This is a genomic window from Okeania sp. SIO3I5 (assembly GCF_010672085.1).
In the GTDB taxonomy this organism is placed as follows: Bacteria; Cyanobacteriota; Cyanobacteriia; order Cyanobacteriales; family Microcoleaceae; genus Trichodesmium.
In genome coordinates this window covers 1-21020 of record NZ_JAAHHT010000100.1, presented here as the reverse complement: position 1 = coordinate 21020, position 21020 = coordinate 1, and the positions used below count along the sequence as shown (strand labels likewise).

The window sequence follows — 21020 nt, the reverse complement described above, 5'->3', positions numbered from 1 at the left end:
AAAAAACTTATGTTTGCCACTTTTAAATAGAATTATCTGTCAAAATTTTCTATTGCATAATCCTGAGATTAGACTACAAATAATTAATACCAAATTCCAACAAGGTTCTGATAGTAAAAAAGGGAGTAGGTAGAAACGTTGCATGGTTGCCATAACAATATCCCAACTACTAAATTACCCCAGAAAAAATGGTCTTTAGATTGGTCTGATTAAGAAAAAATTGAAAGAGAATAAAAAACTTATGTTTGCCACTTTTAAAGAGAATTATCTGTCAAAATTTTCCATTGCATAATCCTGAGATTAGACTACAAATAATTAATACTAAATTCCAACAAAGTTCTGACAGTAAAAAAGGGAGTAGGTAGAAACGTTGCATGGTTGCCATAACAATATCCCAACTACTAAATTACCCCAGAAAAAATGGTCTTTAGATTGGTCTGATTAAGAAAAAATTGAAAGAGAATAAAAAAACTTATGTTTGCCACTTTTAAAGAGAATTATCTGTCAAAATTTTCTCTTGCATAATTCTGACATTAGACTACAAATAATTAATACCAAATTCCAACAAAGTTCTGACAGTAAAAAAGGGAGTAGGTAGAAACGTTGCATGGTTGCCATAACAATATCCCAACTACTAAATTACCCCAGAAAAAATGGTCTTTAGATTGGTCTGATTAAGAAAAAATTGAAAGAGAATAAAAAACTTATGTTTGCCACTTTTAAATAGAATTATCTGTCAAAATTTTCCATTGCATAATCCTGAGATTTGGGTTTAAAGGCATAAGGCAGAAGCTTTGTAGTCTACCTTTGCGAAAACCGCTGTAATAATTATAGCGCTAGGGAATAGGGAATAGGGAATAGGGAATAGGCAATAGTAAACTGTCAAAGGGTTTTAGGATTTAGAAATTTCCTAATCTTTGCTTCAACTGCTATAATAATTATTAATTAAATAATTCACCTTTAAAGCCTCCCCTTGAAAGGTGAAGAAGCGGTCGTTAACGCAGTTTCCCGAAGGGTGGGATGGATGGATTACCTAACCATATCCAATCTCCCTTTAAGAAATAATTTTTTTTCCTTCTTGGTAAATCATCTCCCTAAAAGAGAGAGATAATTGTTAATTGTTAATTGTTAATTGTTAATTGTTAATTGCTGAATGTAACTATATATGCCTGAATTAAGTATTATTCTTAACTGTATTTTCACGAAGAAATGTCAGGCTTTTTAAATACTAAAAAATGTTGTTGTGGTAAAAAATCTCTAGTTTCTTGCCAAACCAAACCCACAGCTTTCATTTCTTTTTTAACCTGTTTTTCACTCATCTTGTGTAAACCCTTAATCATAATCATTGGATTTTCTCTCCTATATTCCAATAAAACTACTCGCCCACCAGGTTTCAATCCCTCAACTATTCCTAACATCATTTCTCGTGGATATTCAAATTCGTGATAAGCATCAACTAACAAAACAATATCAACGCTAGATGGGGGTAAATTTGGGTTATCAATATTCCCTAAAATTGTTTCAACATTAGTAATATTTTCCTCTTTATTAACAAAATTAATTAACTCTAACATTTCTGGTTGTATATCTACTGCCAGTACCTTTCCCTCGGGAACTAAAGGACTAATTCTAAAAGTAAAATAGCCAGTACCAGCACCAATATCTGCAACAACATCTGTAGGTTTTAAATCAAGATTATCAATAGCATTTTCAGGTTTTTCTTGATAGCTTCTACTAGCTCTTTCTAGCCATCTAGCACCTTCATGTCCCATTACTTTAGCAATTTCTCGACCTAGATAAAATTTCCCAATACCTTCGGGATTATGGATATTTCTATATTGGTAAATTATATCTGAATTGGCAACTATATCACTGTTGATGCTGCAAGAATTCATGCCTAAAATTAAGATAAATAAAGATAAAATTATTCCTATATTTTGTAGAGATTTTAGAAATTTTTTAGTCATGTTAAGTACCTAGTAGTTTCAGTTATCAGTTATTATTATATCCAGTAATAGGGAAGCAAGAAAATCCGAAATTTTATTTTTCTTTGTTGATTGGATATGGCGAGGATACCTATCCATCCCCCGACCGTTTTTTATCTCCTTGTAAAACGACAGTACGCGGTTCAGCTAAGGGGAGGTTTGAGAGTTTTATTGGTCATAAATAAAGTTAATTTTCAAGAAGAAAATTCTGTAGGGGTTTGGTCATAAAACCAGTACAAAGTTTAGTTATAGTCTGGGAAAATTTACTTCCTACGGTTATTTTTAGTTGAATTTTGTCTACCTACTTAGAGACTGTTTGTAAAATAAGTATTCAGAGAGCATCACTTGTGATGTGAATCTAAAAGCGGTAATAATTTAAGAGATTGAAAGAAGGTCGATAAAGAAGTATTCAGTACATATATTCCGAGACTTTTTAAGCGACAAATATTTATGTTGACTGCTTATTCCCTATTCCCTATTCCCTATTCCCTATTCCCTATTCCCTATTCCCTATTCCCTATTCCCAGTTAAGTGCTCCCTATCTCCTTTTTATATTTTCTGATACATTCAATCTCTTATATTAATATATATTCACTTTAATGAACCAATTATATTTCGCAATTTTAGTAATTTAACCAGAGGCACAATTAAGGTATGATTCAGCAATTAACAATTAACAATTAATAATTACCTCTCCCTATTTAGGGAGAGGTAAGACCAAGAAGGAAAAAAATGAATTTTTTCCCTTGAAAGGGTAAGCTTTTAAGCTGAATTATTTAATTAATCATTATTAATTATTCGGTAATTACTTTTCTCAATCAGATTTATCTACTTCTAGCTTATATAGTAATCCTATTTAAGTTGTAATATTTTGCTGGTAGGGACGATTCGCGTTTGCGGAGCATTCTGTTAGAAAATCGCCCCTACAGGCAGGAGAACTGTCATTTCAGTTATCAGTACCCGACTAAAGTCGAAGACTTGAAATACTGAATCAAATATTTTTTTCATCCTCTTAAAAGGGGGAGGCAAGAGACCTCATTTTTTGCTCAGATTGGCGACGTAAAGAATTTTAATAGTTTTTAGCTTAAATTATTATTATAAAAATTGTCACAACCAATTTAGGATTGCTTTAGTCTTTAATTGGAAAATTAATTCTTACTATTATCAACATAGTTTATTAATTTTAAAGAACAGAAAAATTTGACTTGAGTCTAAGTATATTTGTAGCAATTAGTATAGCAATCCTAAATAGGTTGTAAGATTTGATCGTAGGGGTTTGGTCTCCAAATCCTTTAGCGCTTTGGTTTGGGAACTAAACCCCTAAAGTTTTTTCTCACAAATGATTTCTTATGGCTATATATATTTTATGTTTAGTAATTAGTATTAGTTCAATCAAGAGATAAAAATTAGTTAATGGGACAATACAATCATGCGTCAAGAACATAATAAATTAGTCCGCGATCGCATCCCAGAAATTATCGGTAAAAGTGGTATAGAATACCAAGTTGTAACTCTGTCAGAAATAGAATATCGGCAAGCATTACGACAGAAACTTATTGAAGAATCTCAAGAAGCTGCTGCAGCAAATAACCATGATTTAGTAGTAGAAATAGCCGATTTATTAGAAGTAGTAGATGCTTTACTCAAAAGTTATGGCATTTCTTATAATCAAGTTAGATTAGAACAAGATAAAAAGCGAGCAAGCAAAGGAGATTTTGATAATAAAACTATGTTATTATGGACAGAATGAAATACCAGTCATTTCAGTTGTCAGTAAATAGGAAATATTAGAAATGTCATCTATAAAAAACATATCCACTAATATATCTTGGGAAAAAATCGTAGGTTATTCTCGTGCTGTTTTTGTGGGTAATTTTCTTCATGTATCAGGTACAACTGCCACTGATAAAATGGGGGAAATTATTGGTACAAATGCTGATGAAAAAACTATACAAATTATCAGTAATATTGAAACAGCTTTGCAGGCGGCCGGAGCCAGTTTAAAAGATGTAGTGAGAACAATAATTTCTGTGAAAAATATTGAGGAATGGGAAGAAATAGGCAAGGCGCATAGTGAATTTTTTTGTGAAATAAGACCAGCTACTACCATGGTAGAAGCAAGTCGTTTAGTATCTCCAGAAATGTTATTATAAATTGAAGCTAATACTTATTTTGTAGAAGAATAAATATTATCAAATAAAAATATAAATATTTAATTTTTAGTGATGAATAAATTTAGTGATGAATAGAATTAAAATTGCTAAAGATAAAGCAGATTTAGTCAAAGCTTTAACTGAGTCAGAAGGAAAAACAGGTCCGTTTAAAACTTATGCAGATGTAATAGTATTTGCTGCCTCTTTAGCTATTAAGAAAAAAAAGCGAATACCAGTGACAGAAATTTCCCCAAGAGAACCAGGTCCGATTAATATTGAAGTGTTTTGGTCTAGGGGATATGAAAGTATTATTAAATTAATCGCGATCGCCGACACAAGAGATACAAAAATCCTCTCCCAAAACAATGAAGAAATAGAAGAAAATCGGATTAAAATATTTGAAGAATATGCCAATGGAGGATTAGAAATTTTACAAGATGAACTAAGAGGTGCGGTAAATTATTCAGAACGTCTTTTATTAGTTTTAATTTCTGAAAGATATCAAAAACCTCAACCAGAAGCAGAATTTGATTTAACTAAATTTTTGGGATAGCAGAATGTGGGGATAATGGATAGGATAATGGATAATGGATAATGGATAATTGATAATTACCTCTTAGGGAGAGAATTGATTAAAAGGAAAAGATTTATTTCTCTTAGTCGATTGGATATGCCGTTCGCGTAGCGTCCCGGAGGGAAAGGAGACCCGCTCTTGCAGAGCCGCTCCGCTAACGGCATCCCATCCTAACGGACTGCTCCGCTTGCCGACCGCTTTTTCCCCCTTTATTGGGGAGGCTTTAAACCTGAATTATCTAATTATTTAATTGTTTAATTATTAATTATTTCGGTAAGAAGAAACTACAACCAGACCTTGAAAGGAAAGGCTTTAAATCTCAATTTTTGGGGTTGCACATTAAAGAATGATAATATATTTTAAATTGTACATATATTCAGGAAATAGTTATCTAAAAATATCTACTTTCCGGTTTCATCATTCCTAATTGTGCAACGCCCAATTTTTCAGTAATGGGGAACAAGCAAAAAAAAGAATTTAAATTCTAAATTCTAAATTCTAAATTCTAAATTCTAAATTCTAAATTCTGACTTCTAACTTCTGCTATAGGTGCGCCCATACAGGTATTATGACGATATTGAGAATCAAAAAGGGAACGCAAATTCAAGAATTATGCGAATTTTATTTGTGTCTGCTGAAGTGACCCCTTTAGCAAAAGTTGGTGGTATGGCAGATGTAGTTGGCGCCTTACCCAAAGTGCTACGGAACATGGGTCACGATGTCCGTATCCTCATGCCTTATTATGGCTTCCTGGGCGACAAGATGGAAGTTCCAGAAGAACCCATCTGGGAAGGAACTGCCATGTATCAAAACTTCAAGATTTATGAGACATTACTACCAAAAAGTGATGTGCCATTGTACCTATTTGGTCATCCTAGTTTTTGGCCACGTCGGATCTACTATGGAGATGATGAGGACTGGAGGTTCACTCTATTTGCCAATGGGACAGCTGAATTTTGCTGGAATGGCTGGAAACCAGATATCATTCATTGCAACGACTGGCACACTGGCATGATTCCAGTTTGGATGCACGAAACTCCAGACATTAAAACCGTATTTACTATTCATAACCTAGCTTATCAAGGACCTTGGCGCTGGTACTTGGAAAGAATTACTTGGTGTCCCTGGTACATGGAAGGGCATAATACAATGGCAGCAGCAGTTCAGTTTGCCGATCGGGTAACTACTGTTTCTCCCACCTATGCAAGTCAGATCCAAACACCTGCCTACGGCGAACGCTTAGATGGTTTAATGTCTTTTATTGGCGGGAAACTACTGGGCATCCTCAATGGTATCGACATGAACTTTTATAATCCAGCTAATGACAGATATATTGCTCAAACTTATAATGTCGATACCTTGGAAAAACGGGTTGCTAATAAAGTTGCTCTTCAAGAAGAGGTAGGTTTTGAAGTTAATAAAAATACCTTCTTAGTAGGAATGGTCTCCCGACTGGTAGAGCAAAAAGGACTTGATTTAATGCTGCAAGTCTTGGATCGGTTTATGGCTTATACTGATAGTCAGTTTATTTTGTTGGGTACTGGCGATCGCTTCTACGAAACTCAAATGTGGCAGATAGCAACTCGTTACCCTGGCCGGATGAGTGTCCAACTTTTACATAATGATGCACTTGCTCGACGAATATATGCGGGTACCGACGCCTTCTTAATGCCCAGTCGGTTTGAGCCTTGTGGTATTAGTCAGTTATTGGCAATGCGTTATGGTAGTATACCTATTGTGCGTCGTACAGGTGGGTTAGTTGATACTGTGTCTTTCCATGACCCAATTAATAATGCTGGTACTGGCTATTCTTTTGATCGGTACGAACCACTAGACCTACTTACTGCAATGATTCGAGCGTGTGAAGCTTTCCGGTTTAAAGATAAATGGCATGAATTGCAGAAACGTGGCATGAGAGAAAACTTTAGCTGGGATGAATCAGCTTACGAGTATATCAAAATGTACAAATCAATGCTCGGATTACCTGAAGAAGACACTGAAGTACAAAAAGAGCCTGAGTTAGCACAATAATACCTAATATAGAAAAGGAATTGAGGTAAAATATCCCAATTCCTTTTTCTTTTTTCTTTTTATTTTTATAGTATTAGTGTAGCGCTACTTGAATAGGGAATAGGGAATAGGGAATAGGGAATAGGGAACAGGGAATAGCAGACTATCAAAGGGTTTTTCTTATAGGGAAATGCTCCGCAAACAGGATTTAGAACTGTCCTAACCTTTGCTTCGACTGCTATATAGCACTATAGAAATAGGGTGCGGAGATTATATGAATTTTCTGCTCTATAAAACTGATACAAAGGTGAAAAATTGATGTGTACAGACATTGCATCCAACTTCCCTACTTTCTACTTTTGAACCCTTGCTTTTCCAGTTAGTTCATAGACTTAATTAGGGTTTGCGGAAAAAGTCTTCTGAGCGAGGGTAAGAGTCAGGATAAATAGGAATTATAGAGGAAGTAGTCAGATATTTTTTCCCTCATATTTTTCCGCCCTTGTCTGCTAAAAATGCTAACTTTTTCGAGTTCTAGAGAACTAAAAGTTTGCACTTTTTTCGACCTAAAAAAGCTAATACCTTTATCTCTCAATCCTTTGATAATTAATCACGCAGAGCAATAATTAACATAAAAATAACTTTAATTTTCAATAAATAAATCTAGTGGTAAATAACCATAAGTTCCATTAATACCCTTCTCTTCAGCAGATTGACAAGAGACTAATACACCCCGATATTTTCCAATATAGGGTTCCACAATATATGACTCTTTCATACCATTAAATTTCAAATAAACAGACCCTGGAATTGAGTTCAAATTAGACTCATTCATCAGAGTAGTATTATATCCTAAACCTTCTAAATAGCTTCCTAAAGTATATAAAGCTTCAGTAGTTGAATTAGCACAAATTCCCAACATTTGATAATCAGACAAATTAGCTAATAGTAAGATTGCTGCACGGATGATAGCCTTTTCTTCTTGTGATTCCACTACTTTAATATCTTGACAAGTAAATTCATTGAGAAATTTTTCAGCTTGAGAAACAGTGAGATTATGAATATTTTGAGTAGACATCAGTACCTGTATAAAATTAATTTAACTTACGCTGAAGGTAGGGAATACCTTGATAGATAACAGGATAGAGAAAATAATAAAAATTAGTTTACTTTAATAACTTGAGAAATCCTATATAACAATTATAAAATTGGTGAGATACACAAGTTTTGGATCTAAGGAAACAGGAAATAGAAGAAAAAATACTGTGCAACATTTAAGTTTGAAAAACTCTAGATAAGTGCAACACATTAAGTGCAGCATTTAATCTCCTGAAAGCTATGCACCTTGAATCTGTATGGCATCACCGATTAAAGTTATGGCAGATGACCTGCAAACCTCGCAATATTATGTTGCGAACGTCGTTCCCGTCTCCTAGTTACAAAAAAACTAACTGCTGATAGCTGAGTACTAATAACTATCATATTATATCAACTTCAGATAATTATTTAATAGAAATCTCCAGAAATTATATATAGGACTCGAAGCAAACGACCCAAACATTACTAAATGCTGTTTGCGTCATCCCCTAGGCAAGTATTTCGACACCAAAAACTCTCTGAGACATTACTTCTAACTTATAATTTCTTTCTGGCACGTAGCGCTATCCCACTCAAGAAAAAGAAACCAGATTTCAATTTCTAGCCTACTTTTCCACTCCTCCACTATCTTAATCATAAGTGTAATACCAATTTGATCAATGTTTGCTAAAAATATCTCGTTTTTTTCAGTAGGGAAGTTCGCATTAATGCTCAAGCAACGTCCGTAGGTCCTAAGGAGTCAAATGGGAATAGCTTAGACGCCATTCTTAGTTCATAACTTATTGAATTCGTCAAAAAAACATCTCAATCAGCAAGTTTTTTTATCGCCCTTATTATTTGTAACATTCTTTTTTCACGCTTGGTATAACCAAAAATAATATTACCCCACAAAAACGAGAAAAAGTCCCTGTGGGGTAAAAGGTATTATTTGAAACATTAGGGTGGATTTTTACGAAACCATAAAATCAGTTATTCTAGACGACTTAACAGAACAGTTAAACTGTCAATTTTTGTCGCTTAAGTAAGTTATCTAGGATTGAATTTTGGTAGCCCCACTGTACAGCATAAGATTCTTCTTTAGAATCTGGGACTTCATCGACAGATACCAAAACGGAGTCAGTCGAACGCACTACCATTTCTCCATTTACCAAAGCTTGTCGCCATTGTCTTCCTGTCTTCCAGGCCAAAAATTTCACCCCACTCCAACGAGGATTGACAGGGTATCCTGCAAATCCAGAACGCAGTGCAGGAATATAAGCACTTTTGAGTTGAGTATGGACTAAAATTCCTTCTGTTAGTTTTACAACCTTGAGGTTGTGATTCTGTTGCTTAAACATGGGACTCACCTCCTACTGTAAATCTGCTTAACTATTCTTAACTTATCATAATACAGATATTACACAAATCTATATCTATAAAGTTAAATTCCACATAATATTAAATCAATTCAGCAAAGTAATCTAACTTTTCAGTTATCAATTATCAGTACCTCTAGCTGAGAGCTATTTGCTTGAAATAGTTAGATTCTAACAAATCAAAAAGTAGATAAAAAAACTGAAACTCCGACCTGTTCCTGATTCCCTCTTCCCTAAAAGCGGTAAGATTTTTATAGAAAAATAAAGTAGGATTGTTATAGTGAGTATTTGACTTTTCAATAATCAGAAAGTTGTCAATATTCTTATTTGATTTTTTTTCATAATTACATATATTCAGTTGAAATTTGTCTGACAATTTTGGCGTATTGAGTTAATTTATCCATTCTTTAATTTTCTCTAAGGAAGTTCAACTTTCTGATTTATTCTCAACCTTTTCTCGATCTTTATTCCTTGCATTCTTAGTATATCTTTCAATAAAAGTATTAAATACACTATCAGCAAAGCGATCGCTAAAGCCTACTAGAAAAGATAAAATCAGGATTACTTCTGTAGTTATTTTCTCTGATATTAATAGGGATAAACCAGAAACAAGAATTAGATAAAAAGCGGAACCAAGTACAATCCCCTGTACTAATCGAGTAATAGTCCATTTAAGAACATTACCAAATTCATAAATTGGTTGACGGTTGAAGCGATAAATCATTGCGGCGAAGCTACCTATAAAACTCCAGAAAACAACAGGCCAAGGAATATTTAGTAGTGGAAGTTTTAGGTCATCTAGAGGTTTTTCTCCTACTGTTACTAAAGGTCTATGAAACAAGCCTCCAACCATCATTAAAGAAATAATAAACATAATAGCTATAGTTACTAAACGAGTAGTTACCGTAGCCTTTTCTAGATCGGAGCGTACTAATTTTTCAACCAAATAACGTCTTTGTTCAATGTCTATCATTATACCTATTGTGGCTTGTGCTTCATCACTCAAAACATAGATATTCTCATTATCTTTGTCATTATCTTTGTCATTATCATTAGTAGGAGAGGGTTGCTCATTTTTTGAGTTTTTTATCAAGCCTTTTATTGCATCAAGGGAGTTCCTGATTTCTTCAGAATTTCCATTTTTTAATTTATCAACTAAAACCTGAACTAGAGCAGTATTATTCTGATTGTTTGATAAATCTCTTTCACTTTTTTGTTTCTCATTCAGTCGTTCTATATCAAATTTTTCCATCAATTTATTTAGCTTATCTACAAATTTGCTAATAACATTCAATTTGATAAATATATTTCACTTTTTTGTTTCTCATTCAGTCGTTCTATATCAAATTTTTCCATCAATTTATTTAGCTTATCTACAAATTTGCTAATAACATTCAAGTGGGTTTCTGCCTCTTCACGAATTTCCTTATACCCAATTTTAGAAACCATATTTGCAACTAGCTCTTTGCTAGACGAAGCTGGATACAAAGCTAGAATAAATCAGTTATTTAACTTTGATATTTTCAGATTTATCTCATCTGCTATACTTCCAAGCGATTGTAGCAAAGTCTCATCTTCTTCAGGATTTTTGCCTACTTGAGATTCTATATGTCTAATCTTTTCAAAATAGTTTTATGTAGAAATTAATTCCTCATTTTGATTAATGTCATCTTTTTTCTTTTTTTTGTTAACCGCCTAAAGAAAGCATCTCCCAAAAAAAACAGTGAAAATCTAACTCCCAATTCCTGTTGTATATAATCTATTGATATTGAACGAGGTTGACGAATTTTATCTAACTCATCCATACTTTCTTTCACTGTTAAAAATTGAGTAGTTTTTCCTTTTATTTGTTCTATTTTAGCTAGGATGCATTCTGTGTAGTATTGGGATTCTACTCTATTTTTTCTAGAAATATCCCTCGAAATCATACCTCCAACTTTACCTTGCTTTATATTTATAGAAAAGACACCCGATGTTCCCTGAATAATATTATTATTTCCTGAAAGAATAGCTCGATATTGACCTAAGTAATCACCTCTATCAACATTTATTTTTATTTCTTTTTTGACATCATCTACGTCTTTCTGTAGGTGCTTTATTTTATTAGCTAGTCTCTTTACTTCTCTCACATATTCTTGAACATCCGGTGAAGAATTAGATTCAAGTTCTTTTTCAAATATATTTTGAACTTCTTGAACTTCTCTAGCAAAATCAGGGTTTGTTTCAATTTTTTCTTCTAAAGTCTCAGCAATTACCTCTAAAGTTTGAGTTGATGGGTCTTCATAATTACTTGCTTCTAACTCGATCAGTATTGAATGAGTTCTGGTGTCTTCCTCAAGTTCTTTTTTCATTCTTTGCCATAAAGAAGCTGTTTTTTGTAATGTTATTTTACCTCCTTGTGAACCAGCTTTTTAAAAAATTTTACTACCCATCAATATTGCTATTGCTATAATAGTAGGTTCCATAGCTAAGTACCCCCGTTTATGTTTATAATTTGTTTCAAAATAATCAGGATTTATTCCAGCAAATTAGTACATCATCAAATTGTTTTAATCTGGAAAAAACGACCGATGAAATCTAATTTTTTTAAATATCAAATACTTTTTAATTAGGAGTTATACAATCGCCATTTAAGAAAAATTATATCCAAAATCACCAACGCCAATTATTCTTACTACAGCAGAAAAAAGAAAAAAAATTTCCACACTTAGTTCAATCTTCTCGGTTTTAACCAGAAATAATTATTCATTATTAATTATCCATTATCCATTAATTACCAAGTCCTAATTAAAAATAATCATCATCTACCTCAAGCAATTCTGTATATTCAAACTCGTTTGGACTGCGTTTTACCAAAGCATAAGATTGACCACCTAACTCAATAGCATCTTCCTCACAATCTGGTTTTGGAGAATTATAAGAAAGCACATATTCCTTACCAATATAATCAGTCATTTCTTGAGCAACTTCCCCTCGCCATTGAGTCTTAGTTACTAATACAATTAATTGATTTGCTAATTGAGGAATTGTCTTGGCAATTTGTCGTCGATAAATCTCATCTAAACTGCCAAAAGGAGAATCCATTACAATAGGAAAAGTGCTACTATCCGGACCCATTAAAGTATTCTTTTGACTCCATTCTCTTACCTGATCGATAATACTACCAATAAATGCCAAACTAAGAATTTGATTCTCTCCTGTAGAAGCAGCAACTAAAGCATTTTTACCACCAGTATTTTCTACTAAAGTTAACTCATAATTTTCATTTAACTGAGGAATATAAGGAGTAAAAGAAATTTCTGAAAACAACTCTTGTACCCGCTTTTCCAAAGAAACTCTAAACTGTTTTTCTAAACGTAATCGTACTTCGTTTAGTCTCTCAATAGCATCCTGAGTAGCAGCAATTCGTCTTTGACATAAAACTTGTCTTAACTCATTCATTGTTTGGCGATCGACTTGTTTATCTAATACCTTAATTTCTTTCTGCAAAGTTTCTAACTGTAGAGTATTTGAACCAGTTTCTCGGTTTAAATCTCCCACTTTAATTTCAATTTCATCTAACCTTTTTTGTAACTTCTGAATATCCTCATCTGGATAACTGCGTAATTTTTTTTGAACGACTTCCAATTCATTTTCAACCCGTGAAAGCTGATAACGTAATTGTTCTATATTTCTTTGCTGTCTATCAACTTCTTCCCAAAAATCTTTCACTTGCTTCTCAACTTCATCCATTTGTACAGTCATTCTAATTGCAGTTTCTTCGACATCAGCAACTTCTGCTTTTTCCATCAATTTTTCTACTAATTTTCTCCCGGTCGAATCTGTAGTTAATTCAGCTCCACAAATACAACGCTGTTCTTCTAATAACTGTTGAATAAACTGCCGATTAATTCCTGTGAGCAACTCTCCTTTTTCCTTCAAATAACCAAATAATTCTCGGAATTCTGCTATTGCTTCTGATAAGAAAACCATATAACCACGAGTTGAAATAGCTCTTTTTAACCCCTCATTTGCTTCTACTATTTGTTCTTTTATCGTTCCAATCTGAACTTTTAATTTGTCTTTTTGTTGAGGCAATCCTTCTGCACCTTTAAAATCTAATAAACGACTACTAATTTCTTTCTTAAATTCCCTATGATGTTGTAATTCTCGCTCTATTTCCTTTTGGCGTTTTGATAACTTCTGAATTTCCTGTTCAATTTTACTTTTTTCCTTCAAAAACTTTTTAGTCTCCGGATTACCAATTAATCTTAAATCAGTTTCTAGGGATTTTTTAGCTTCTCCTAAATGTCTAACAGAACGATTTAATACTTCAATTCCCAATAATTCTTTAGTCGCTTCAGCAATTTCACTTTTCTGGTTATCTCGAACAATATATTCAATTCTTTCCCCGTCAAAAAAGAAATATCGATGTAAACTTTCTGGCAAAATTCTACCAATAATATCATCAGGATGTTCTGGTGGTGGAGACCAACGTCCGTCATCTCCAGCTATCTGCATATATAGCTCACTTTTGCCATGTTCAATTTGATTTTTTTCGTTTCTATAAGCTCGACATAAACGTTTTGCTTGATAACGTTTATGATCATGTTCAAATATAATTTCTACCCAACAAGCTATAGGTTGATTTGGTTTTGTTTCTGTAATTGCTCGTTTATTTACTAATTGAGTTTCTGCCGCAAAAGCAGCACTAAATTTCTCATAAAGCACCCAGGTAAAAGCATTCATTATGGTTGTTTTACCTGCACCATTATTGCCATGAATAATTGTTGTATTTTGCTTTCCTGATGCCAAAATTATTTCTGGAGTTTTGCCGTAAAATTGACGAAAGTTACACAAGATAATTGAAATTAATTTCATTGCACCGCTTCTTTAATAATTTTGAGAATATCATCATTAATTCGAGGAGTTTTTTTATAAAGTCGGTCTTTTTCTAGTTGCAATACTCGCCCAATAATTTGTTTTACTTCTGGGGGAGCGGTAGTAATTGGTTCTTGAATATCATTGAGTTTACTTTGAGTTTTAGAATTATATTTTGAATGCTTTTCTGAAAAAATATTTGATATTTCTTTGATTACTTTGTCTGAGTATTTTAAAGTCATTTTAATTTCCAAAATAAGTAATACTTTATATCATGCCAAAATTATCCTCAAATTTGGCTACACATAATGCTCAAGAATGAAATTACACAATCTTTTAAGATGAGCAGTGTAGCTTAAGTAGGTAATCATGTATATGTAGTGATACTTACAACTCACATTCCGACCACAAAATGTAGTATAGAATCAGGAGTCAGGAGTCGTAGGGGCTTTCCGGCCGGAAAGCCCCTACTGGAGACATAATTTTACAAGAAAATCATAGCTGCCGTAATTGAGTAATCAATCAAGCAAGTATTTATGCTTAATTATTTACTCGAAATTTGAGCGACGAAAAAAGTAATTGAGATGATTTGCATAGTATAAATACTTACCAAACTACGGATTTTTCTGCTACTTTTAATAAGACAAATTGAAGTGTGGAATGTGGGTTAAAATTAAACCCCTTTCACTCTCAGGAACCTAACAGCAAAAATCACTACTTGTACACCACTACCCCTAAATTCATAAAATTGGTCTTGTTATATTGGATTGCTAGTTAGTAGGTAGTAGGTGTTATACTAAACCCGGTTTAGACACTAACCAATATTATCGAAAATACTTTTTATATGTTACTTGCCTATAATAATAAGATGGTATAAGAAATAGGATTTTGATTATGACCGAACTTATTGTAGGTATTCCATTATTTTCTGGTGTAGATTTACTAGATGTAGTGAGTGCCCAGGAACCTTTTTCTTTTGTGGAACAAGTGAGTGCCGGGCAGCACAAAATGACCACCTACCTTATTGCCCAGAGCATTGAATTGGTGGAAACTTCCCCTGGGGGTCTTCGAGTGATGCCAGATAAAACCTTTCAAGAAATAAATGAAGTAGATATCCTGTGGATACCGGGAGGCGGGCCTGTTTCCATCGAAACTGCTTTGCAAGACAATATTTTACTCGACTACATCCAGAAATTAGGCAACTACATCGAGCAATTCAGCAAAAAATCAAGCTTGATAACGTCTGTGTGTACTGGGTCGCTTTTACTTGCAAAAGCAGGTTTACTCAATGGATATAAGGCCACTACTCACTGGCAGTTTATCCCTTGTCTTAGGGAATTTCCAGAAGTAGAGATACTAGAGGAATATAATCGTTTTGTGACAGATTGTAACCGAATTACAGGAGGAGGCATTTCTTCGGGCATAGAAGAAGCCCTGGAAATCATTCGTATTGTTATCTCGGACGATGTATCCCAGAAGGTTAGAGAAATACTTGAATATTATCCAAAGATTTCTGAAGATATACCTCCTACCGAGAATACCTGCAATATATGTACTGGGTCTTGTTGAATTGTACTGCCTTACTGCCCCTAAATCTCAAAGAAATTGGTTTCATCAGTTGGGTCGGTGGTTGTAGGATAATGAGATTATTGTGATGTTTGCGGTGGCTAACTCATTTCGTCACTTCGTTTGAGCGATCGCGAACATCACCTGTTGATAACAATGCACCATATCATCAGCGATGATTCGTCAATACAGTTTTTCCTGAAAGAGCTATCCCTTGTCTACGAGGAATTTTTCTTGCACTTAAATATCTAACAATCCATATCTTTTTTGAATGTTTAATAATTTTACCCTAGCTTCTCCGGCATTGTCTGCTCAAAATATTTAGTTATTTTAACTTTACCTATAAACTATAATATAATTGAGAAAAGCTACTTATTATAAAAACAGATGAAAGCCATTGAAGTAACAGGAACCCTTGTTAGTTATTAGTTATCAGTACCTCTTATATCATGTCCGGATAAGAGCGTGATCAAAAAACTTTCTCTTCTTTATAGCTTAAAACTCCCTCCTCTTTTTTCCCTCCTCTTTTCTCCTGACTCCTGACTCCTCCATTTTTATTTATAACTATTCAACCGGACATGATATTACTGCACTGTGAGACTTTAAAGACTGAATTTTCTTTTTTTTACCCCCTTTAAAGGGCTAGACTTAAAACCTAATTTTATTGAGCATTATATCCTTGAAAAAAACAAATGAAAGCTATTGAAGTAACAGGAACTCTTGATGAAAAAGGGCAATTATTCCTCGATCAACCTATTGAAAATTCAGCTCCAGTCAAAGTTCTAGTTATCCTACTTTTTCCAGAATTAACAGCAGAAATTGAACCCGCTCCAGATGATACTCCCGTTGCAGAAATAAAAGCTAGTTTCAGAAGAGCATTGCAACAAGCAAAGTCAGGACAACGCATTCCCCTTTCTCAAATGTGGGAGGGAATAGATGTCGAATAATATTCCTGTAATTGAGATTGACTTAACACCTGAATACAAAAAAAATTTGCAGAAACTTTCTAAAAAATATCGTTCTATCCGGTTAGATATTCAACCACTTATCGAAGAAATACAAAGAGTTCAATAATGGATAATGGATAATGGATAATGGATAATGGATAATTACTTCTCCCTTTTAGGGAGAGGATTGACTAATAAGGAAAAAATGTATTTTTTTCCCCTTTATTGGGGAGGCTTTAAACCTGAATTATTTAATTATTTAATTTTTGAATTGTTTAATTGTTTAATTGTTTCGGTAATTTTCTTGGCGATCGCCTGACTGGAATAGGTGAATAATTTTTCATCTTAAAAGTGAGAATTAAAAATAGCAATATTCAAAAAGGAAAAAGTTCTGGTTATCGACTTATCTATCAAGTTGAATCAGAGACTAGCGTACTTCTATTAACAATTTATTCTAAAACTGAACGAGAAGATATTAGTTAATAATGAAATTCACAGTATCTTAGCTGAGTTTCATGCTTCAGAGGAGTCGCCTCCTGAAGAGGATAGATAGAACTTGCTGAAAAAGTCTTTTTTAGGGAGTAGGGGAGTAATTTTTTTGTCTTTGTCTGCCCAAAATACTAACTTTTTGAGCATGAAGAGCTAAAACAGGCGTACTTTTTTCGACAAAAAAATGCTAAAGTTTTGAAATATCAAAACTTTGAGAATTATTCAGCAAACCCTAGATCAAAAAACTTGAATTTTTTAGTTTCTTATACCAAATTCATGCATAGATAGTTACAGTAAAATGATTACAAAAAAGTTAGTAAATTTGCTGCCGATGTAGAGGGTAAAAATCAAATGATTTCTGGGGAAAAAACAATATATTATAGTTATTAAACTATATGCAAGTCAATCATGGAATAGTTTTACTGTCAGAAAAAATAAATATTATAAGTTCTTATCTCCTGAGGACCTACGGACGTTCGCATTTTTGTTATGCAACGTCCCTACCTCCTGACTCCTAAGAACAGAGCCACGCTCTGCAATATTTTATGAAATTGGTATTAAATGGAGCGAATGCTTCAAAGTGATCGCCCCTATAATTGCGAATTTTCTCGAATCTCTAGTTAATCTCATAACCGTAACTTTGCTCAGTTAAAAATAACTTTCGGTGACGGGAAAAATCTTCTTCACAAGTCTTTTTCTTCCTTCTTTTCCTGAGTTAAATATCTAATAATCCATATCTTTTTTGAATGTTTAATAATTTTACCCTAGCTTCTCCAGCATTGTCTGCTAGATCGGCAAATTCTAAGAATCTTTTTAACTCTTTTCTGAGTAAATTTCGTTCTACTTCTAAACTACTTTTACCCAGATCTGGAGGCAAGACAATCATATCAAATAAAGTTGCTCTTTCCTTGCTTGGATGAGGTCGTAAAATTCTGCCTCTTCTCTGAATAAACTGTCGGGGGTTTCGACTACTTGCCAAAATAACTGCATTTTTAATTGCTGGAATATCTACCCCTTCATCTAAACAATTAATTGCGACTAAACCTTGCAATTCTCCACTTTCAAATTGTTGTCTTAACTTCTCTCTTTTTTTAATCGGAGTTTCAGCAGTATAAGTATTAACACGATAACCTAATTCTGAACCTAAAATCTTTACCACTGCTTCCATTTGTCGTAAATCTGAAATATTTTCTGTTTCTACCAATCCATCTCCACAATAAAATAAAGTATGAGTTGTTTGTAAACGATTTGCCATTAAATTTTTTAATGCAGTTAATTTATTTTTGGCTGAAGCAATTAACCGAGAACGCTGCACTAATAAAGTTTTTAAATCTTCTTTTTCTATTTCCACATTCTCTTTTTCTGATAACAATAACGCCCAACCAATTTTTGCGGTTAATTTGGCATAATTTCGACTTTCTGCTTCAGTCAATTCTACTAAAATTGGATAATAAAAATAACGAGCTAAAGCACCTTGTTGAATTGCATGAGCTAAAGTTAACTCTGGCTGCAATACTTGACCAAAATAATCTAAAATTGCTGTAGTTCCTTGGTCGTCAAAATATCTTTCTGGGGTAGCAGATAGGGCAAGTCTTAAACCAATATTTTTTGGTAAACTTTTCTCCAATTTTGGTGAACCTAAATGATGAGCTTCATCCCCAATAATCAAAGTTTTATCCGGAAAATATTTAAGCTGAGATTGCAAACTATCTGAGATAAAAGTCGAGTTAGTAGTAATAACAGAAATAAATTTTTGATGACCAGAATGAATATTATAAAGAGTAGTAGAAAGTTGATTTTGCCAAATATTTACATTCTCAAAAGCCAGAATTGGTTGGAGAGAAAACTTTTCACATTCTCTTCCCCATTGAGTCACTAAATGACGATAAGGACAAACAACAATTAATACTTGTAAACCAATTTTTTGATAAAGTTCAGTAGCGATCGCTAAAGCAGTAATTGTTTTACCAGTACCAGTTGCCATTTTTAAAATTCCCCTACCTCTATTAGCAAACCAATTATTAATAGCTTGTTGTTGATAGAGTCGTAGTTTTAAATTAGATGGTATTTTAGGAATGCCTAAATTTTCTACTAATATATTCACTGTTTTAGGGAGTAGATGGATAATGAAAACTATAGCAATCAGGAATCATTCGTGAGAAAAAACTGTAGGGGTTTGGTCTCCCAACCCAAGCTCATAAGAAATTTAGAGACCAAACTCAGTTAGATAAACTATTATAACATAAGCACCAAAGTCTATAGATGATGATCTTTTTTTATGTGCTTTATTGACATGAAAACTACTGTAAGTAGGATGGTTTAGGAAGGCTTAAAATCCATTTTTAAACGTTCAAAAAATAATCTTAATGATTGCTGAAAACTTTTTTAAATAGAGCAACAATTATCATCATTATGATGAGTTAATATAGCGTTTCCCAAGCTCTCGGAGGTACAGTTGTTTTCTTCTTTATCTATTCCTACGGAACGAGAATTACTACTCCCTACTCCCTACTCCCTACTCCCTGTTCCCTGTTCCCTCAAACCAAAGAATTTTGTACCTCACGCTTTTTGTAAGCATTCAGCTATTAGCGTTCAGCACTCAGCTTTTAAATGTAAGAACTTATCTAAGGTTAGCTGAAGCTGACCAATTTATTCATAAGTTTTAATTCTCCTTATAGACTAATTCCTTTTGAACTTGTGATTATCTGTTAATAACCTATAGCTGATAGCTGACGGCTGAATGCTTACCGCTTTTTGGGAATTGCTATAACTTATATGGAAATATGAAATGATGAGTAAAAAAATGTATAGCTTGTTTTTTAATCCGATTTTTGCTTGGGGAAAGGAGAGCAAATTCCTACGATAAAATATTACAAAATCCCATTTGCACTTGGGTTTGGAGACCAAACCCCTACGATAAAATCTTACAACCTATTTAGAATTACTCTAGCTGATAGCTAACCGCTGAATGCTTACAAAAAAAACATGACTAAAACCGGATTATTTGTCGGATTAATTACTTTAGATTTAGTTTATCTCACAGCAACTTATCCTGATAAAAATCAAAAAGTTGTTGCTAATAATTATGCTGTTACTGCCGGAGGTCCTGCCACAAATGCAGCGGTAACATTTAGCTACTTTAATAATCAAACAACTCTTCTCTGTGGGTTAGGAAATCATCCGATAACTCATCTAATTAAAGCAGATTTAGAAAAGCATAATGTCACAATCCAAGACTTAGATAAAAATCGTTCCGAACCACCACCAGTTTCATCAATTATTACTACTCAAGATACAGGCGATCGCGCGGTTATTTCTATTAATGCTGTTAAATCTCAAATCTCTAAAGAACTTATTTCGCCAGAAATTATTCATAACATTGATATTGTTTTAATTGACGGTCATCAAATGGCAGCAAGTCTAAAAGTTGCTCGACTTGCTAAGTCCAAAAATATTCCTATTGTTATAGATGGAGGTAGTTGGAAATCTGGATTTGAGGAAATTTTACCTTTTGTTGATTATGCTATTTGTTCGGCTAATTTTTATCCTCCTAATTGTGAAAGTCAAGAGGAAGTTTTTGCCTATTTAGCAAATCAAAATATTCCATATATTGCCATTACTCAAGGAGAAAAACCTATCAAATATTTTAGTCAAGGTAAGTTTGGTAATGTAGAAGTTCCGAAAATTAATGCTGTTGATACTTTAGGTGCAGGTGATATTTTTCATGGTGCATTTTGTCACTATATTTTTAATGGGGAATTTACAGAAGCATTAGCAAATGCTGCTAATATTGCTGCTCATTCTTGTCAATATTTCGGAACTAGAAATTTTTTCGTAGTAGGGCTTTAGCCAGATTTATCTTACTGTTCAAACCCGACTACGAACTTTAACTATAACCATTCATTCTTATCAATATTTCGGAACTAGAAATTTGTTTGTAGTAGGGCTTGAGCAATATTTATCTTACCGCCTTTCCCCGACTACGA

19 protein-coding genes are annotated in these 21020 nt (G+C 33.5%); 10 read left to right on the top strand and 9 right to left on the bottom strand.

Translation table 11 applies throughout. From position 1 onward, the window contains the following. Nucleotides 1-1199 precede the first annotated feature (1199 nt). Nucleotides 1200-1967, bottom strand: coding sequence for a class I SAM-dependent methyltransferase (locus F6K40_RS21435; RefSeq protein WP_293139132.1), 768 nt, complete (start codon nt 1965-1967; stop codon nt 1200-1202). 1447 nt (nt 1968-3414) lie between these two features. Between F6K40_RS21435 and F6K40_RS21430 the strand changes: the two genes are divergently transcribed. The 4 genes from F6K40_RS21430 (at nt 3415) to glgA (ending at nt 6743) form a co-directional block, all read left to right on the top strand. Further along, nucleotides 3415-3735: a nucleoside triphosphate pyrophosphohydrolase gene (locus F6K40_RS21430; RefSeq protein WP_293139131.1), complete on the top strand. Its 321-nt coding sequence runs from the start codon at nt 3415-3417 to the stop codon at nt 3733-3735. Between the two features lie 43 nt (nt 3736-3778). After that, nucleotides 3779-4138: a RidA family protein gene (locus tag F6K40_RS21425; RefSeq protein WP_293139130.1), complete on the top strand. Its 360-nt coding sequence runs from the start codon at nt 3779-3781 to the stop codon at nt 4136-4138. Nucleotides 4139-4226: 88 nt separating this feature from the next. Next, on the top strand, nt 4227-4691 hold the full coding sequence (locus F6K40_RS21420; RefSeq protein WP_293139143.1) for a DNA phosphorothioation-associated protein 4: 465 nt from the start codon (nt 4227-4229) through the stop codon (nt 4689-4691). A 633-nt stretch (nt 4692-5324) separates the two neighbouring features. Then, the gene (gene glgA / locus F6K40_RS21415) at nt 5325-6743 is read left to right on the top strand and encodes a glycogen synthase GlgA (protein WP_293139129.1); all 1419 of its coding nucleotides are present in this window, start codon (nt 5325-5327) and stop codon (nt 6741-6743) included. Nucleotides 6744-7362: 619 nt separating this feature from the next. Here glgA and F6K40_RS21410 read toward each other — a convergent pair. The 7 genes from F6K40_RS21410 to F6K40_RS21380 form a co-directional block, all read right to left on the bottom strand. Further along, a complete protein-coding gene (locus F6K40_RS21410; RefSeq protein WP_293139128.1) occupies nt 7363-7797 on the bottom strand; it encodes a DUF1824 family protein in 435 nt (144 codons plus the stop codon). 1015 nt (nt 7798-8812) lie between these two features. Further along, nucleotides 8813-9154, bottom strand: coding sequence for a hypothetical protein (locus F6K40_RS21405; RefSeq protein ID WP_293139127.1), 342 nt, complete (start codon nt 9152-9154; stop codon nt 8813-8815). Between the two features lie 445 nt (nt 9155-9599). Next, entirely contained in the window at nt 9600-10466 is an 867-nt protein-coding gene (locus F6K40_RS21400) for a hypothetical protein (RefSeq protein ID WP_293139126.1), read from the bottom strand. Further along, nucleotides 10463-10621 carry a hypothetical protein gene (locus F6K40_RS21395; RefSeq protein ID WP_293139125.1) on the bottom strand — a complete coding sequence of 53 codons (159 nt, stop codon included), beginning with the start codon at nt 10619-10621 and terminating at the stop codon, nt 10463-10465. Before F6K40_RS21395 ends, F6K40_RS21400 begins: the two co-directional genes overlap by 4 nt. Nucleotides 10622-10815: 194 nt before the next feature. After that, complete coding sequence (locus tag F6K40_RS21390; RefSeq protein ID WP_293139124.1) at nt 10816-11523, bottom strand: hypothetical protein; 708 nt, start codon at nt 11521-11523, stop codon at nt 10816-10818. A gap of 436 nt (nt 11524-11959) precedes the next feature. Beyond that, nucleotides 11960-14032: an AAA family ATPase gene (locus F6K40_RS21385; RefSeq protein ID WP_293139123.1), complete on the bottom strand. Its 2073-nt coding sequence runs from the start codon at nt 14030-14032 to the stop codon at nt 11960-11962. Then, a complete protein-coding gene (locus F6K40_RS21380) occupies nt 14029-14274 on the bottom strand; it encodes a hypothetical protein (protein ID WP_293139122.1) in 246 nt (81 codons plus the stop codon). Before F6K40_RS21380 ends, F6K40_RS21385 begins: the two co-directional genes overlap by 4 nt. Nucleotides 14275-14926: 652 nt before the next feature. Here F6K40_RS21380 and F6K40_RS21375 point away from each other — a divergent pair. The 5 genes from F6K40_RS21375 to F6K40_RS40955 all read left to right on the top strand — a co-directional run bounded on the left by F6K40_RS21375 (nt 14927) and on the right by F6K40_RS40955 (nt 17028). After that, nucleotides 14927-15601 (top strand): DJ-1/PfpI family protein, encoded by a 675-nt coding sequence (locus F6K40_RS21375; protein WP_293139121.1) that lies wholly within the window; start codon nt 14927-14929, stop codon nt 15599-15601. 120 nt (nt 15602-15721) lie between these two features. After that, nucleotides 15722-15850, top strand: a complete 129-nt coding sequence (locus F6K40_RS40960) for a condensation domain-containing protein (protein WP_365672294.1) — start codon at nt 15722-15724, stop codon at nt 15848-15850. A 440-nt stretch (nt 15851-16290) separates the two neighbouring features. Further along, nucleotides 16291-16545 carry a type II toxin-antitoxin system RelN family antitoxin gene (locus tag F6K40_RS21370; protein WP_293139120.1) on the top strand — a complete coding sequence of 85 codons (255 nt, stop codon included), beginning with the start codon at nt 16291-16293 and terminating at the stop codon, nt 16543-16545. Next, nucleotides 16535-16672 carry a hypothetical protein gene (locus F6K40_RS21365; RefSeq protein ID WP_293139119.1) on the top strand — a complete coding sequence of 46 codons (138 nt, stop codon included), beginning with the start codon at nt 16535-16537 and terminating at the stop codon, nt 16670-16672. The genes F6K40_RS21370 and F6K40_RS21365 overlap by 11 nt, the downstream gene beginning before the upstream one ends. A 224-nt stretch (nt 16673-16896) precedes the next feature. Continuing rightward, nucleotides 16897-17028: a hypothetical protein gene (locus F6K40_RS40955; RefSeq protein WP_365672290.1), complete on the top strand. Its 132-nt coding sequence runs from the start codon at nt 16897-16899 to the stop codon at nt 17026-17028. A gap of 721 nt (nt 17029-17749) precedes the next feature. On the opposite strand, the gene F6K40_RS21355 is transcribed toward F6K40_RS40955, so the two are convergent. Next, entirely contained in the window at nt 17750-19138 is a 1389-nt protein-coding gene (locus F6K40_RS21355) for a DNA phosphorothioation system restriction enzyme (RefSeq protein ID WP_293139118.1), read from the bottom strand. 881 nt (nt 19139-20019) lie between these two features. Here F6K40_RS21355 and F6K40_RS21350 point away from each other — a divergent pair. Further along, the gene (locus tag F6K40_RS21350; RefSeq protein WP_293139117.1) at nt 20020-20883 is read left to right on the top strand and encodes a sugar kinase; all 864 of its coding nucleotides are present in this window, start codon (nt 20020-20022) and stop codon (nt 20881-20883) included. The last annotated feature ends 137 nt before the right edge of the window (nt 20884-21020 follow it).